This is a genomic window from Acidipropionibacterium timonense, assembly GCF_900605005.1.
GTDB classification, from domain to species: Bacteria; Actinomycetota; Actinomycetes; order Propionibacteriales; family Propionibacteriaceae; genus Cutibacterium; species Cutibacterium timonense.
The window spans coordinates 2,622,536-2,638,870 of the sequence record NZ_LR027558.1 but is presented as its reverse complement, the minus strand read 5'-3'; the positions used below and the strand labels follow the sequence as shown (position 1 = coordinate 2,638,870).

Sequence of the window (16,335 nt, the reverse complement as noted above, 5' to 3'; positions counted from 1 at the left end):
CGGTCGGCGCCGGGGCGCAGCCGATGACACGGCAGTGGGGCCGGACCCTCGCCGGGTCCGGCCCCACGTCGCTCGGGGGCCACCTCACTCGTCGGCGAGTGCCTCCGTCGGAGCGGCCAGGGCCGCACGACGTCCGGGGAGTACCGAGGCCAGCGAGGCGGCGGCCAGACACACCCCGACCAGGCCGAGGGTCCACCCCCAGTCGATGGCGAAGTGCACCTCGACCGGGGCCTTGGCCGTCCGGAACACCGACGAGATGCCCAGCCAGGCGAAGAACGCCCCCCCGACGACCCCGACGAGCAGTCCGACGAAACCGGTCTGCAGGGACTCGTAGAGCAGCATGAGACGCAGGTCACGACGCTGCATGCCCATGGCGCGCAGCAGGGCCGACTCGCGCCGTCTCTCCAGTACCGACAGACCCAAGGTGTTCGCCACCCCGATGAGGGCGATGAGCACCGCGACGCCGAGCAGCGCCGATGTGGCGATGAGCAGGGTCTTGAGGATCTGGTCGAGGATGGCCGCGAAGAGGAACCCGCCGTCCATGCTGGTCCCCTTCATCGACAGCAGGGGCACGGCTGCCTTGAGGGTGGTGGCCATGTTGTCCCGGCTGGCCATCTTCATCCAGATCGACGCCGGCTTGGGTGAGGTGTCGAGCTGGCTCATGGTCGCGTCGGTGACGACCATGACGTCGAAGCTGTGCAGCGCCTTCGTCACCTTCGCGGTGAGGGTCACCTTCCCCTTGGAGCCGGTGAGGGTCACCTTGGAGCCTGTCCTGAACGGCCCGCTCTCGGCCACCAGGACGGTTCCGTCGGCCATCTGCTCGGACGTGCGTGTGCTGATCGCGCGCATCTTCTCCGGTGATGCCGCCAGGGCGAGGACGGGCGAGTCCGAGGAGTCGCCGGTCGTCACCATCGTCCCGGGCAGGGTGAGCCGGCTCTTGATGTTCGGCAACTTCTCGGCGGCGTCGACCGCCTCCCGCGACAGCTGCGGCGTGGCGTTCGTCACCACCTTGCCGGTGGTGCGGTCGAAGGTCGTCGGCTGGCTGGTGAACTGCAGATCGACCGGGTAGTACATGTCGATGAGGTCCATCGCCGTCGTCCTGGTCGTGGCCGTGCCGATCTGGAGGGTCACCGACAGGCCGACCGCCAGCATGAGAGCCACCGCGGTGAGCGAGGTCCGGGTCGGATTGCGCACCGCATTGGCCGTCGACAGGCGCGCAGTCGGCCCGAACGGACGCACGAGCAGGCCGATTCCGCGGATGAGGGTCGGGACGTACAGCGGAGCGGCGACGAGAACGGCGATGGCGATGAGCGCTGCCCCTCCCATGGCCCACGGCACGGACTGGCGCGTCGGCGCCTTGAAGGCGAGGACGGCCATGACGACGCCGCCGGCGAACACGAGGGAGCAGCTGATGATCCGCACCAGGGACGCCTTCTTGCGCTGCTCCACCGTCGGTACCGGACGCAGAGCCTCCAGGGGAGCGACGCGGGTGGCGTGGATGGCCGGGACGAAGGCCGCCAGGACGGTGATGAGGACGCCGACGCCGAACTCGACGAGCAGGTCCACCCACGGCCACGACAGGCCGAACCACAGGGCACCGGTGTACCAGGCCCCCGCCGTGGCGAGGGCCGCACCGACGACGATGCCCAGGAGCGACCCGATGACGCCCAGGACGATCGCCTCCGACAGCACCATCCGTCGGACGTACCCACCGGATGCGCCGACAGCCCGGAGCAGGCCGATCTGACGGCGTCGCTGGGCCAGCAGGATGAGGAAGGTCGTCGTGATGATGATGACCCCGACGAGCAGCGCGATGCCGCCGAAGACCATGAGCATGTACTTGGTGGCGTCGAACTGGCCGATGAGGTTGTCGACGGCGTCCTTCTGGAAGGTCTTGGAGTCGACGACCTTGACCCCGTCCTTGGCGTCCTTCGAGGCGCCGGGAACCTTGAGCAGGGCTGCACGAACGGCATCCATGGCGGTGGTCCGATCGGTACCGGGCTTGAGGGCGATGTCCCACTCACTGACGTTCTGACCGGCCGCCGCACCGGCCCCGACGTACATCGTCTGGCTCGTCATCGACTTCGGCTCGTCGGAGGTGCCGACGAGGGTGACCTTGGTGTCGTCACGATCGAAGGTCTGCCCGATGCTCACGCCGAGCTTCTTCGCGGCCTCCTGCGAGATGACCGCCTGGGTCCGTGAGGTCGGCCACTGGCCGGCGGTGAGGCGCGACCACCGGAACCGTTCGTTCGGCAGCGGGTAGACGGTGGCCATGACCGACGTGCCGCCATGGGACAGCACCGCGGACTCCGTCGCGATGGGCTCGACGACGTCGACCCCCTGGACCTCGGAGATGGCCTTGGTCACGGCCGTCGGGTCCTCGATCTGCGAGGCGGTCCCGACGCTGGCGACCAGGTCCGCGCGCGAGGTCGCGATGGCCTGACGCTTGCCCTCGGCCACCCCCTGGGTGCGCAGGTAGATCGACACCCCGGCCAGGAAGGCCACCGAGATGGCGATGGCGATGACGGTGGCTGCCACCCGGCCGGGGTGGTAGCGCACCTCCTTGACGGCGTCCTTGAGCATCACGCCTCCAGACGCGCCATCGCAGCGCCGACCGTGTCGGCGGTCGGCGAGGCGATGTCGTCGACGATGCGGCCGTCGAGCAGCAGCACGGCCCGATCGGCGTAGGAGGCGGCCCGAGGATCATGGGTGACCATGATGATCGTCTGACCACGCTCATCGACGCACTGACGCATGTACTCGAGCAGGGCGGTGCCCGACTTCGAGTCGAGCGCCCCGGTCGGCTCGTCGGCGAAGACGACCGACGGCTTGGTCACCATGGCGCGGGCACAGGCGACGCGCTGTTGCTGACCTCCGGACAGCTCGGACGGTCGGTGGCTCAGTCGGTCGGCGATGCCCAGGCCGGTGACGAGCTGGTCGAAGAGTGCTGCGTCCGGCTTGCGGCCTGCCAGGTCGAGGGGCAGGACGATGTTCTGCCGGGCGGTGAGCATGGGCAGCAGGTTGAAGGACTGGAAGATGAAACCGACCTCGTCACGACGCACCCGGGTGAGGGCGGCGTCGGGCATGGCGTTGAGCTCGTGGCCGTTGAGGAAGGCCCGGCCCGAGGTGATCCGGTCCAGGCCGGCGAGGCAGTGCATGAGGGTCGACTTGCCCGACCCCGACGGGCCCATGATCGCGGTGAACGACCCCGTGGCGAAGCGCACGTCGACCTGGTCCAGGGCGATGACCCGGGTGTCCCCGGAACCGTAGACCTTGGTGAGCTTGATGCCGGCGGCGGCGTCGGGGGACTGCATCGGGACTCCGGGGGGCATCGGTTCGACGCCGCGTCGGGCGCCCGTGAGAGGGCCCTCCGGGCTCGCAGCGGCAGGGCCGTCCTGGGCCATGCTGTGGCGTGGTGGAGTCGTCATGTCAGCCTTTCGTCGGGAAGGAGGGTGGTCGTCACCCCTACCCCAGAACCATACGAAGTACCGGACCGGCGGGGCATCGTCCCTGGGGATGATTCCGGGATCAGACCACAGGAGGGTCACGGGTTCCGGAGATCTTCCGGTGGCACGGAGCTCGGTGCAACCCACGTCGTGGGCCCAGTGGATGGGCTCAGTGGACAAGCCCCACTTCGTGGGCCAGGAGCACGAGCCCGACCCGATCACGGCAGTCGAGTTTGCTCAACAGCCGGCCGATGTGGGTCTTGACGGTGCCTTCGGCCATGTAGAGCGTCTGGGCGATCTCGGAGTTGGTCGCCCCCTTGGCGATCTCGACGAGCACCTCACGCTCCCGGTCGGTGAGCATGGCCAGACGTTCATCGGCCGCGTGCGGGTCGGACGGGAGGGTGGGGACGACGTGGTCGAGCAGTCGCTTCGTCGCCGAGGGAGCGACGACGGCCTCCCCGGCCGCCACCGACCGGATCGCCGAGAGGAGTTCGGTGGGGCGGGCGTCCTTGAGGAGGAACCCTGAGGCCCCGGCCTTGAGGGCGGAGTAGACGTACTCATCGAGGTCGAAGGTCGTGAGGATCATGACCTTGGTGTCCAGCGGAGACGCGGCGATGCGGCGGGTGGCCTCGACCCCGTCCATGACGGGCATCCGAATGTCCATGAGGGCGACGTCGACCGGGGTGGCCCGCAGGACGTCGAGGGCCTCGGCACCGTTGGCCGCCTCACCGACGACCTCCATGTCGTCCTCGGCCTCGATGAGCATGCGGAACCCCGAGCGGACGAGGGACTGGTCGTCGACCAGGAGCACCCGGATCGGATCGGACATGGAACCTCCTGGTCGCCGTGTGACGAGCCCATGGTACGGGGGCGGAAGCGCCGCTGCGGGGATGGGCGGGCCCGCCCACGGTGCTGGGTCGCCCGGGTTCGGGAGGGGCTCGATGGGTGGACGTCAGGAAAACCCCCTGAGCGCGACTATCCTCCCCTGGAGGGGAGCTTTTCCCCACTCAGGGCATTTTTCTGCTGACACCGGTCGACGGCGAGCCGCCCGTGTTGCCGGGTCTGAGGGCCCGGTAGGGTGGCGAGCGTGGCCCGGCGGAGCGTGCTGGACCACTCGACGCCGAGGAGGACCACGATGAAGCTCACGATCCTCGGCGGAGGCGGGTTCCGCGTCCCCCTCGTCTTCAAGGCCTTGGCTCGCGACGAGTCCCCCGAGCGGGTGACCGAGCTGCGCCTGTACGACACCGACACCCATCGCCTCGAGGTCATCAGTCGAGTCCTGTCGCAGTTGGCCCCGACCCTGCCCAACCCGCCGGCGGTCGTCGCGACGACCGACCTGCCGACCGCCCTGGCCGACACCGACTTCGTCTTCTCGGCCATCCGTGTCGGCGGCACCCACGCCCGTGCCCTCGACGAGGCCATCTGCCTGCGTCATGGGGTCATCGGCCAGGAGACCGTGGGGGCCGGCGGCATCTCCTACGCCCTGCGTGGCATTCCCGTCGTCCTGGGCATCGTCGAGGCCATCCGCAGCCACGCCCCGAAGGCGCGAGTCATCAACTTCACCAACCCGGCCGGCGTCATGACCGAGGTCATGCAGCGGTTCCTCGGCGACAGGGTCGTCGGCATCTGCGACTCACCGGTCGGCCTGGCCCGCCGCATCCTCACCACCCTCCAGGACGCCGACCTCGCCCCGCAGGACGTGCCCTCCCTCTTCGCCGGCGATGGTCGGGTGCACCTGCGCTACGCCGGCCTCAACCATCTCGGCTGGCTCACCGGACTCGAGGTCGACGGAGTCGACCTGCTGCCGCGGCTGCTGGCCCGCCCCGATCTCATCGAGAGCTTCGAGGAGGGTCGGCTCTTCGGCGCCCCCTTGGTCCGGGCCCTCCGGGCCGTGCCGAACGAGTACCTGCACTACTACTACTTCCAGCGCGAGGACCTGGCCACCGATCTGGCCGCTTCGGCCCCACGGGGGGCCTTCCTCGACGCCCAGCAGGGCCGCTTCTACGGGGCCGCGGACGACGTCGACGACGTCGCCGGGCTGTGGGAACGCACCCGTCTGGAACGGGAACAGACGTACATGGCGACCAATCGCGAGGTCTCGGGGGAATTCGCCCGCGACGAGGCCGACCTGGAGACCGGTGGATACGACAAGGTCGCCCTGGCGATCATGCACGCCATCGCCAATGACGTCCCTGCCGAACTCATCCTCAACGTCGCCAACCGCGGCGCCATCGCCGATCTCGACGACGCCGCCGTGGTCGAGATCCCGTGCCGGGTCGACGGGGCAGGAATCCACCCCCTTCCCGACCCGGTCCTGCCCGAGCACGGACGGGGTCTGGTCGTCAACGCCAAGTACGTCGAGCGGCGCATCATCGCCGCTGTTGTCGAGCACAGCCGCACCGACGCCCTCCTGGCCCTGACGCACCACCGCCTCGTCGACTCCGTCAACGTCGCCCGTGACCTTCTCGACGAGTTCGCGGAGACCTTCCAGGGGCTCGACGACTTCCGGAGCACCGATGATGACTGACGTCCAGCTACCCACCGATGTCCACGCCGTCCTCTTCGACATGGACGGCACCCTCGTCGACTCCCTCGAGGCCTGGTTCCTGGCCGCCGAGCAGCTGTGGGGACAGCCGATTCCCCGCGACACCGATCCCGCCCTGCTCGGTGGCACCATCAGCGACGTCGTCGACCTCTACATCGAACACCACCCCGGCACCGACCCGGACGACGTCGCGACCCTCATCGGCAGGCTCATCGAGGACAACCTCGCACACGGCGTCCCGGCCATGCCCGGCGCCGACGACCTCGTGCGTCGACTGGCCGGTCGGGTACCGATCGCGGTGGCGTCCAATTCGCCCAGTCGTCTCGTGCACAGCACCTTGGCGGGTCAGCGGTGGACCGGGCTCTTCGGGGCCGAACTCGGGCTGGATGACGTCGAGCGCGGCAAACCCGACCCGGACCTCTACCTGGCCGCCGCCGCAACCTTCGACGCCGACATCACCAGGTGCGTCGTCGTCGAGGACTCACCGACCGGTGTGGACGCCGGGCGTGCCGCAGGGGCCTTCGTCCTGGCCGTTGGCTCGGTCGTCGAGGGGGCCGGTGACCTGTGGGTCCCGAGTCTCGACGACTCCCGCGTGCGCTCCTGGGCGCCGACCCGGCCCCGGTGATGCCCCTCCTCACCGCCGCCAGTTGACCCCCATCGCCGTGAGCCGGGCGGTCTGACCGGCCAGCTCCGACTCCGGCCGCGCCGGCTCTCCGGTCCACAACTGGTCGGCGATGCTGCAACCGCGCGGGAAGGCGGCGTACTCCACGGACGCCGGCGTGCGCAGGTACTCGCCCCACAACTGGAACTGCCCACCGAGCAGGTGCGGTGAGTCGACCCCGGCCAGCACCTGCGCGAGGCCGGCGACGTCGTCCATGGTGAGCGGCCCGCCGATGGCCAGGGGTTCGTTCGGCCCCAGGGCGCTGGCGTAGTCGAGGTAGGTGTGGCGCACCGGGGCGGCGATGACGTCGTGGCCGGCGTCGGCGGCCCGCTGGACGTCGGCGGCGTCGCGCCACACCATGACGGTGACCCCCTGGGGGGCGCCGGCCTCGAGCACCTCGTCCCAGGCGACGATCCGCCGGCCCGAACCCATGACGTGCGCGCAGATCTGCTGCTCGAACCACGCCTGGGCCTCGTGCGTCGTCGTGATCCCCAGCTCCTCCAGGCGCTGTCTGGTCGGCTCGTGCTCGAACCACTCGGTGCCGGGACACTCGTCCCCGCCGATGTGGATCGGCGAGTCCGGGAAGATCTCCATGACGGCGTCCAGAGCCGCCCGACACAGGTCGAGCGCGGGTTCGGTGAGGTTGATGTGGTGGGAGGAGACCCCGAAGCAGGTGCGTGGATGCTCGACCCGCGTCGAGCAGGACAGCTCCGGGTAGGCGGCGATGACCGACTCGGTGTGACCGGGCAGGTCGACCTCCGGGACGACCGTGATGCCGAGCACCGTGGCCCGTGCGTCGATGGCTCGCAGCTGCTCGACGGTGTATGCCCCGCCGTGCCGGATGCCGTCGTGCTCGGCGACGTCGTCGCAGTCGAGCTCGTCGGGCGGCGGCTGGTGGCCGCGCACCGTGCCGGGACGCCACGCGCCGATCTCGGTGAGCAGCGGGTAGCCCGGCACCGGAAGACGCCACCCCTGGTCGTCGGTGAGGTGCAGGTGGAGCCGGTTGAGCTTGTGCATCGCCATGACGTCGAGGAACCGCAGGATGAACTCCGCTGGCAGGAAGTTGCGACACGGGTCGAGGTGGGCGCCGCGCCACGAGTACCGCGGGGCGTCCTCGACGACCCCACGCGGCAGCACCAGGGTGGTCACGTCGAGCGGCCCGGGTCCGTACACCCAGGCCGGCAGCAACTGGAGCAGCGTCTGGACGGCCCACCGGGCTCCCTGCCCGGACCCGGCGCGCACCGAGACGGTCTCGCAGATCTCGATCCGGTATCCCTCCTCGGGCAGGGACGGGTCGACGTCGAAAGACAGGAACGCGGGGTCGTCACCGGCAGGCACGACGTCGAGGGCCGGGGCCAGTCGCTCGGTGAGCACGGTGACGGCGTCGACGACCTCCAGCGGGCCCGACCACCGCAGCACCGTCGGCAGCGGGGTCGTCCCTGCCGTCAGCGCGACCCGTGAGGGCGTGGGCAGGAGCGAGGGGAGCGCCGAGCTCGTGGTGGGGACATCCGGCATGACAAGCTCCTTCGCAGGTGAGGTCGGGGCCGACGGGGAGCCGACCGACCCTGTTGATCCTAGGGTGGGCCAGCGACGTCGACGCCGGCTCGCTCAGGGATGGTGCGCGGCTGCCGCGACACCGTGCGCGTCGGGTGGGTGCCTCCCCGGACTCCCGCGAGGATGATCGGAGCACACCATGGAAAGGTTGGACCATGACCGACCCTGCCCGCCCCGTCGTCCTGTGCGCCGGCGTCACCTACCGCGACCTCGTCATGTCCGGGCTCGACCGGTTGCCCGCCCTGGGCGAGGAGCGGTACGCCACGAGTTTCGTCGAGACCTGGGGCGGGGTCGCCAACTCCGCGCGGATGCTGGCGTCCCTGGGTGCCGACTGTCGCCTGGCCGCACCCTTGGGAGATGACCCCTCCTCCGCCCAGTGCCGGGCCGCTCTGGAGGGCTGGGGGATCGACCTGACGCCGAGCCGCGTCACCCCGGGGTGGTCGCTGCCGGTGACGGTGAGCCTGGCCGCCGGGACCGAGCGGGCCATGGCCACCGTCGAGACGCCCGCCCCTGCGCTCGGGACCCCGGATCTGGCCGGGGTCGACGTCATCGTCGCGCACCTCGCCCTGCCCGCCCCCGACTGGCTGCTGTCGGCCGCGGCCGCGGGGATCACGGTCGTCGTCGACCACGGCTTCGAGGACCACCCCCAGCCCGAGCTGCTCGACGCCGTCTCCCACGTCACCGCATACACCCCCAATGCCCAGGAGGCGATGGTGCTCACCGGCGCCCCGACCCCCCTGGAGGCCGCCCGAGAACTGTCGCGCACCGTCCCGCTCGTCGTCGTCACCTGCGGTGGGCAGGGCATCATCGGGGTCGACGCCCGCACCGGCGAGGAGGTCGCCGCCCCGGCGGTGCCGATCAGTCCGGTCAACACGACCGGGGCCGGTGACGCCACCCTGGCCGCCCTGGCCTGGACCTTCCGGTGGCCCGACCTCCCGTTGGCCCGGCGCCTCGACGTCGCCGCTCTCGTCGGGGCCCTCGTCACCTCGCGCAGCCGCGGCACCGCCGACCCGGTGCGTCCGGACGATCTGCGCCGCCTGGCCAGCCGGGAGCCGGCTCGGTTCGCCTTCCTTCTCAAGTTGCTCGAGGAGCCCCTGGACTGAACGGGGGCGACTTTCAATCGTGAGAAGGGCGCGCGGTTCGGTCTCGGACCACCGGGGGTCCACCCGAGTCGCGCGTAGAGCTTGGCGGCGGCGTGCTTCAACTGCCCACAATCGTCGGGGAATCCGGGTACGCTTCCCTTGCTCCTTTTGTGTGAGTGTTTCCTGGAAGGCCCTGTGATAGTGGGTTCGCGTGGTCGACGCGTCGTGGCGTGTGTGTTGGCGGTGACGGTCGCTCCGGCTGAGGGGATTGCCCGGGCGGTGGGGCCGTCAACCCCGCCGCCGTCGGGGTCTGGTCCTGCGCGTGATGTGGTGCCGGTGGGCGTGGATGGTTTGGTGCCGTTGTCGGGTGTGGTGACGCGTGAGGATTGGGTGTCGGCGTCGGTGACGGCCCGGGCTCAGGGGGTGCCGGTGGAGGTGCTCAGTGAGCGTTCGGCGACGCGTCGGGTGTTTGTGCATGCCTCGGGTCGGGTGCAGGAGGAGATTGCGGCGGCTCCGGTGCGGTTCAAGGATGCGGGGGCTCAGGAGACTGGGGGGTGGCGTGCGATCGACACGACCTTGGTGAAGGATTCCTCGGGGGTGCACGCCGCGGCGTTGCCGGGTGGGGCGACCCTTTCGAGTGCGGGTGGCGCGACGCTGGTGGATGCCCCGGCGGGGGAGTCTGGCGCGGATCGTGTGTCGATGGGGTTGGACGGCGTGAGGTTGCCCGAGCCGACGTTGGACGGATCCACGGCGACCTATCGGGACGTGATTTCGGGCGTTGATGTGCGGGTTGAGGTTCGGCCGGCTGGGTTCGAGGTGGTGTGGCTGGTGAACTCGGCTGCTGGGGCTCGTGAGTTGGTGAAGCGGTACGCCACCGGTGGGGTGCTGGCCTTGCCGACGACGGTGGGTTCGTCGCAGGAACTTGTCACGGCGGGCGGCACGGTGACGGTTCGGAACACGAAGGGCAAGCATCTGGGGCATTGGTCGCAGCCGTCGATGTGGGACTCGAGGAATGCGAAGGCGAACGGCAAGGGTGCCGAGAAGCCTGTGAAGTTTGTTCCGGGTGCGGTGAAGCGGCGGGGCAGGAAGTGGCAGGCATTCATGCAGGTGCAGGCCGATCTTTCGTGGTTGACGAGTTCGGAGCGGGTGTTCCCCGTGACGATCGATCCGACGTATGCGCAGAGTACGTCGTACCCTATTTTTGACACGTTCGTGGAGCAGGGCTACGCCACGGATGAGTCCACCTCCTCGGAGCTGAAGCTGGGCAACAATGGTTCGGGCCAGGTGGCTCGGTCGTTTCTGAGTTTTGACGCTGCTGTCTTCAAGGGCAAGTACGTCACGTCGGCGTCGTTGAGTCTGTTGGAGTTCCATTCGTGGTCGTGCACTGCGCGGGGGTGGTCGTCCTATGACTCGGGGGTGGCGTCGTCGGCCACGCGGTGGACGGCGCAGCCCACGATCGGCGCCAGACGGGCCTCCTCGACCGAGACCAGGGGTGCGTCGACGGCATGTCCGGATGGCCGGGTGAGCATTGACATGACCGCGCAGGCGAAGGCGTGGTCGACGAGCACGGCCAGCAGTGTGGGGATGATGTTGCGTGCCGATGATGAATCGGATCCGTATGGGTGGAAGCGGTTCTATTCCAACGATTCGTCGTATCGGCCGGTCATGAGCCTGAATTATGATCGGGCTCCGGGCGCGGTCAATGTGCCGACGGTGTCGAACTCGCAGGTGGTCAACGGGAAGTTGTACGTGGGCTCCCCCGACCCGCGCCTGGCTGATCAGGTGCCTTCGGATGCGGACGGGAACACCTCGAAGGTGGAGTTCCACCGGTTGGGGTCTGCTGGTTCGGGGTATGGCACGGTGTTGTGTGCTTCGGGGTATCAGGCTGCGGGGACGACGGCGTCCTGTGTGTCCACCACACGTCTGGTGGACAATGACCACGCATGGTTGCGGGCTCGCGCGAACGATTCGATGCTGCTGGGGCCGTGGTCGGGTCCGGCAATGGAGTATTACGTCACCCTGTCTGCTCCGCCGACGCCGACGGTGACCTGTCCGACGCAGAACGATTCGTGGGGTGATGCGGTCAAGTCGGCCGAGACGTGCACGGTGACGATGACTGCGGCGGATGCGACATCGAATTCGGCGGCCACCTCGTTGCGTTATTCGATTGATGGTGGCGCGTTCCAGGACATGATGGTCGCCCAGCCGACGACGAGCACGCCGACCACGGCGACGTTCTCGCTGGGTGGCTCCGCCGGGCTGCACAGTCTGCGGGTGATTGCGCTGTCCCCGGTGGGCCGTCAGTCGGCGCTGGTGAGTTACAGTTTCGGCTACGGCCTGCCGGGTCTGCGTGCTCCGATTGCGGGGCAGACCACGACCGGCACCGTCCAGGTGACGGGCGATGGTGGACCCGGTGGGGGCTCGGGTGTGGTGCAGTGGCGCGTGGCCGGGTCGTCGGATGGGGCGTGGGTGAGTGCCCCTGCGAGCAACTCGTTCACGCAGTCCGCCACCGGCAGTGGCGTGGACCTGCGCGGTCTGCTCGACACTGGCAGCTTGGTCGGCGTGAAGGACGGTGATGACAAGACCGTCAAGGATCGCGTCCCGACCTCCATCGACGTGCGGGTGTGCTTCACCTACAGTGTCGGCGGGCAGCGGTGCTCGGCGAGCCGGGAGATCGTGCGGGTTCCGCACGCGGTGGGGCAGGGTTTCCCCAGCACCAGTGCCGGGCCGGGGACGGTGGCGTTGTGGACTGGTGAGTTGACGGTCTCCGAGACCGACGCCGAGTTGCCTTCTGCCACCGGTGCGTTGTCGATTGGCCGGTCGCATGCCTCGTTCGCCGGGGACGTCTCTGTCGACAAGCAGGTGTTCGGCCCCGGGTGGGTGGCCGATCTCGATGGCGGGGATTCTGGCCTAGCGGCCTCTCAGGTGTATGACTCCACTGCTGATGACGGCACGATCGCGGTGGTGAGCCCTGATGGGGACAGCCTGGTCTACGCCGCCCCCACACGTCGTGGCGACGCGAATTTCGCCTTGGGCACCTACACGCCGGTGGATGAGGGCACCGCGACTAGCGGCACGACCCTGGCCGTGTCCGGCACGGCGAGGGCCCCGGTGTTGACGTTCACCGATGAGGACGGCACGAAGACCCGTTTCACTGCGGCCACGGCTCCGGCGGCCAACGCCGCCACGCTGTTCGTCGTGGCGGACGTGACGGATCCGGCGACGCCGGGCAAGACCACCTATCAGCGTGACAGCGCCGGCCGGGTGAGCGCGATCATCGCTCCGTTGCCGGTGGGTGTGACCAGCTGTGTGCCGGGCACCCCGACAGCCGGCTGTCGGCTGCTGAAGATCAGCTACAACGCCCAGGGGCGCGTCGACAAGGTCACCGCGCAGGTCGACGCCACCGGCGACAAGGTGCTGTCCACCTACACCTACAACGCCGACGGCACCATGTCCTCGCAGACCGACGCCGTGACCGGGCTGACCACGGGCTACGGCTGGACCGGCAATGCCACCGACAAGTCGCTGCTCCTGGCCTCGATCACCCCGCCCGGGCAGGACGCCTACCAGTTCAGTTACGCCAACAACCACCTGGACAAGGTCTCCCGCGCCCTGCCCAGTAGTGTCGCCGGGGCCGACCGGACGGCACAGGTCGCGGCGTTCGTGTACGACCAGCCGACCTCGGTGAGCGACTTCGACCTGGGCCGGTTCGACAGCTACCAACTGCCGCGTGGCGCGGCGACGACGTTTGCCGTGTTCGGCCCCGACCAGAAGATCACGGGTGTTCCCGCCGCGAATGACCCGGCCTGGCATCGTGCCACCGTGTACCTCACCGACGGGCAGGGCTACACCATCCACACCGGCTCCTACGGCGCCGGATCGTGGCAGCTCGACGCGAACATCTACGATGACCACGACAACGTCGTGCGGCACTGGGACGCCCGCGCCACAGAACAGCTGCGTCTCGGAACACTGGGCGACATCACCACCGCGTCCACCGATACCGACTACAACCCGGACTGGAAGCAGGCCGACGGCACGGTCGTCACCCCGGCCGGTACCGTGGTCACCAAGGTCACGGGCCCGGCCCGCTGGATGAGCGACCAGGCCGGGGAGCGAGTGTGGGCCCGCCCGGTGACCACGACCACCTACGACAACGGCGAGCAGGCCAAGATCAATCCGGCCTCCCGTCAGCCCTACCGGCTCGTCACGAAGACACAGACCAGCACCATCACCGCCGGCACCGATTCCTGGGACACCCACGACGTGCTGAGCACCACGCTGACGTCCTATGACGGCAAGACCAGCGATGGCAGCAAGACAGGCTGGGACCTCGGCCAGCCCACGGCGGTCACCACCGACATGGATGGTTCGGGCACCGTGACCGCCGGCGACATCACGCGCGAGACCGTCTACGACGCGCAGGGCCGGGTCGTGCAGCAGCGCCAACCCTCCGCCCAGGGCAAGCAGGCTGACCCGGGCACGAGGGTCACGACCTACTACACCGCGGGCAACGACGTGGCTGCGTGCCAGAGGACCGAATGGATCGGCCTGACCTGCACCACCGGCCCGGGTGCCGGCACCCAACTGCCCGTCACCAAGACCCTCGACTACACGTGGGACCAGCAGGTGGCCACGTCCCAGACCACCAACGGTGGCGCCACCGTCACCACGACCACGACCCACGACGCCAGGATGCGGCCCGTCACCGTGGCCACCACCTCCTCGGGGTTGACCGGCTCCACCCCGGTGCCGCCGGTCACGACCAGCTACGACGACTACGGCCGCGTCACCGGCACCACGTCCAGCGCGGGTGCCACCAGCAAGACGTGGGACAGCTGGGGCCGTCAGATCGGCTACAGCAACACTCCCGCCGGGCAGGCCACCGACTCGTCGACCACCACCTACGACGCCCTCGGGCAGGTCATCCGAGTCGCCGATAGCCGACTACGTCTACGACGGCACCGACGCCAACGGCCAGGCCGAGACTCGTGGTCTGGTGACGAAGGTGACCCAGACCGTCGGTGGCCGGTCGTGGTCGGCGACCGCCGCCTACGACTCAAACGGTGCCGCGACCGTGGAGAAGCTGCCCGGCAGCATCATCCGCCGGCACTCGTATGATCCGGCCGGTGAGTTGGTGGACCTGACCTATTCCGGCAAGGGAACTGATCCCGAGACCGGTGAGGTCACCGATGACCAGCAGTGGTTCGGCTGGTCGTCGGAATCCGACGCGGCGGGCAGGACGACGCGTGAGTGGTCCCCGGGTGGTGGTTCGGCCTATGGGGCGGGTGCGACCCGTTCGGATCGGATCTACTCCTATGACATGGCGGGGCGTCTGGTGAAGGTCGATGACCTGACTGGTAACGATCCGGGTACGGCCAGGTGTCAGCGTCGTACCTACGGTTTCGATGTGAATGGTAACCGCACCAGCCAGAGCCAGGCATCGAATACCTCCGTGTGTGCCGACACCGGTGTCACCGTCACCAGGCGTGCCTTTGATGCGGCGGACAGGCCCATGACCGGCGCGGACGGGGCGGGTGGCTATGTGACTGATCCCTTGGGGCGTCAGACCAGCATTCCGGCCGCTGACACGGCCAATCCTGGTCGCGGGGACATGACGATCGGCTACGACGACAGCGACGCCGCACAATCGGTGAGTCAGGGGGATGTGAACGTCACCTTCACTCTCGACGGCGCGGGCCGGCGGCTCGTTCAGAGGACCAGTCAGGGCAGTGTGGTGCTCGGCACCCAGACCTCCAGCAGCCTGGTGCGGCACTACACCGACGAGTCGGACAACCCCACGTGGAGCGTCGTCACCGCAGCCGGGGCGAGCATCGCGAGTCGTTATCTGTCGCTGACCGGTGATGGGCTTGGCTTGACCGTCACCACTGCTGGGGGCGAGACGAAGGCCACGCTGGACCTTGCTGGGCCTCGCGGGGACGTGGTCGCGACCAGCACCCTCACCGGTACTGAGCCTGCGACGGGGATCGACCAGTGGGGTGAGTACACCGAGTACGGCACCCCAGTCGGCATTACTCAGGGCGGGATCGGCTACGGCTGGCTCGGTCAGCATGAACGCGCCACCCTCGGTCTTCTCGGCATCACGTTGATGGGAGCCCGCCTCTACAACCAGGCCACCGGACTGTTCACCAGCTTGGATCCGCAATACCGCGGCGGCGACACTGCCTACGGCTACCCCAACGACCCCATCAACACCCAAGACCTCGACGGAAACAGCTGGTGGCGTCGCGCTCTCGGCGGGGCAGTCATTGTGGCGGGCTTCGCAGGAGCACTTGCGTGTGGAGCCAGTATCGTTTGCGGGGTTGCCGTGGGAGCGGTTGCAGGGTTTGCTCATTACTCCGCCTATCATGCGGGGTCACGGAGCTGGTCATGGCGTCGCGCAGGGGCCAGCGCTTTATGGGGCGGTATCGGCGGAATGTCGCACGGCGGGATTGGTCGGGTAGTCGGCCATCGGTTTAAGAATTCAACGGCTAGATTCGCAATGACTTACAATCGTCGTCCAACTGCTAGGGGAACTGACTTTTATCACAATGGTGTTCGTGTTTTCGGAATCCACAGTCATCGAATTCCAGGGGAATCCCGGTGGGCGTTTATCCACTATCACCGACGTGGTATAGGTGGTATCAGACTTCATCGTCCGTGGCAGGCGCGGCCTTTCTTCAGCCGGTGGAGGCAACGATGGTGACGTATTTCTCGGTGGACGATGAGGGCTGGATTTCGAGCTTCTCCTCGCTCGACGACCTGTGCAATTTTCTTGAGCCAGGATACGAGTCGGAGACTAGTCTGATCTGCGACTCCCAAGGAAACATGTTTCGATTTGTCGATGGCGTCATCGTCCCTATGTCTGAAAAACGATTGACTCCGACTCAGCTAAGAGAATTGCTTGTTAGGGATTGTCCGCCGACTGTGGCCATGGGTACTCTAGGAGAGCTCATCGCGTGGCATGAAAAGAACACCTGTATCAGACCAGCTCCGGGACTGGGGAGTTGCTGGCGTTCTCTGAGGGCGGCGTGTACGCCCGTGAAG

The 16,335-nt window shown here is 68.3% G+C and carries 9 protein-coding genes; 5 read left to right on the top strand and 4 right to left on the bottom strand.

The window, feature by feature from the left end; genetic code table 11:
* Positions 1-84: 84 nt before the first annotated feature.
* The 3 genes from E0E30_RS12380 to E0E30_RS12370 all read right to left on the bottom strand — a co-directional run bounded on the left by E0E30_RS12380 (position 85) and on the right by E0E30_RS12370 (position 4,275).
* Positions 85-2,583, bottom strand: coding sequence for an ABC transporter permease (locus E0E30_RS12380; protein ID WP_130866526.1), 2,499 nt, complete (start codon positions 2,581-2,583; stop codon positions 85-87).
* Complete coding sequence (locus E0E30_RS12375) at positions 2,583-3,428, bottom strand: ABC transporter ATP-binding protein (RefSeq protein ID WP_210115827.1); 846 nt, start codon at positions 3,426-3,428, stop codon at positions 2,583-2,585. Before E0E30_RS12375 ends, E0E30_RS12380 begins: the two co-directional genes overlap by 1 nt.
* 187 nt (positions 3,429-3,615) lie before the next feature.
* Entirely contained in the window at positions 3,616-4,275 is a 660-nt protein-coding gene (locus E0E30_RS12370) for a response regulator (protein ID WP_130866525.1), read from the bottom strand.
* Positions 4,276-4,581: 306 nt separating this feature from the next.
* On the opposite strand from E0E30_RS12370, the gene E0E30_RS12365 reads away from it, so the two are divergent.
* Together E0E30_RS12365 and E0E30_RS12360 are read left to right on the top strand one after the other, a co-directional pair.
* Positions 4,582-5,973, top strand: a complete 1,392-nt coding sequence (locus E0E30_RS12365) for a 6-phospho-beta-glucosidase (protein ID WP_130866524.1) — start codon at positions 4,582-4,584, stop codon at positions 5,971-5,973.
* Complete coding sequence (locus E0E30_RS12360; RefSeq protein WP_130866523.1) at positions 5,966-6,616, top strand: HAD-IA family hydrolase; 651 nt, start codon at positions 5,966-5,968, stop codon at positions 6,614-6,616. Before E0E30_RS12365 ends, E0E30_RS12360 begins: the two co-directional genes overlap by 8 nt.
* A gap of 9 nt (positions 6,617-6,625) precedes the next feature.
* On the opposite strand, the gene E0E30_RS12355 is transcribed toward E0E30_RS12360, so the two are convergent.
* Entirely contained in the window at positions 6,626-8,167 is a 1,542-nt protein-coding gene (locus tag E0E30_RS12355) for a beta-N-acetylhexosaminidase (protein WP_130866522.1), read from the bottom strand.
* A 194-nt stretch (positions 8,168-8,361) separates the two neighbouring features.
* Here E0E30_RS12355 and E0E30_RS12350 point away from each other — a divergent pair, with 194 nt between their 5' ends.
* The 3 genes from E0E30_RS12350 to E0E30_RS12340 all read left to right on the top strand — a co-directional run bounded on the left by E0E30_RS12350 (position 8,362) and on the right by E0E30_RS12340 (position 15,994).
* Positions 8,362-9,309, top strand: coding sequence for a carbohydrate kinase family protein (locus E0E30_RS12350; RefSeq protein WP_130866521.1), 948 nt, complete (start codon positions 8,362-8,364; stop codon positions 9,307-9,309).
* A 321-nt stretch (positions 9,310-9,630) separates the two neighbouring features.
* Positions 9,631-14,409, top strand: coding sequence for a DNRLRE domain-containing protein (locus tag E0E30_RS12345; protein ID WP_130866520.1), 4,779 nt, complete (start codon positions 9,631-9,633; stop codon positions 14,407-14,409).
* On the top strand, positions 14,297-15,994 hold the full coding sequence (locus E0E30_RS12340) for an RHS repeat-associated core domain-containing protein (RefSeq protein WP_130866519.1): 1,698 nt from the start codon (positions 14,297-14,299) through the stop codon (positions 15,992-15,994). The genes E0E30_RS12345 and E0E30_RS12340 overlap by 113 nt, the downstream gene beginning before the upstream one ends.
* The last annotated feature ends 341 nt before the right edge of the window (positions 15,995-16,335 follow it).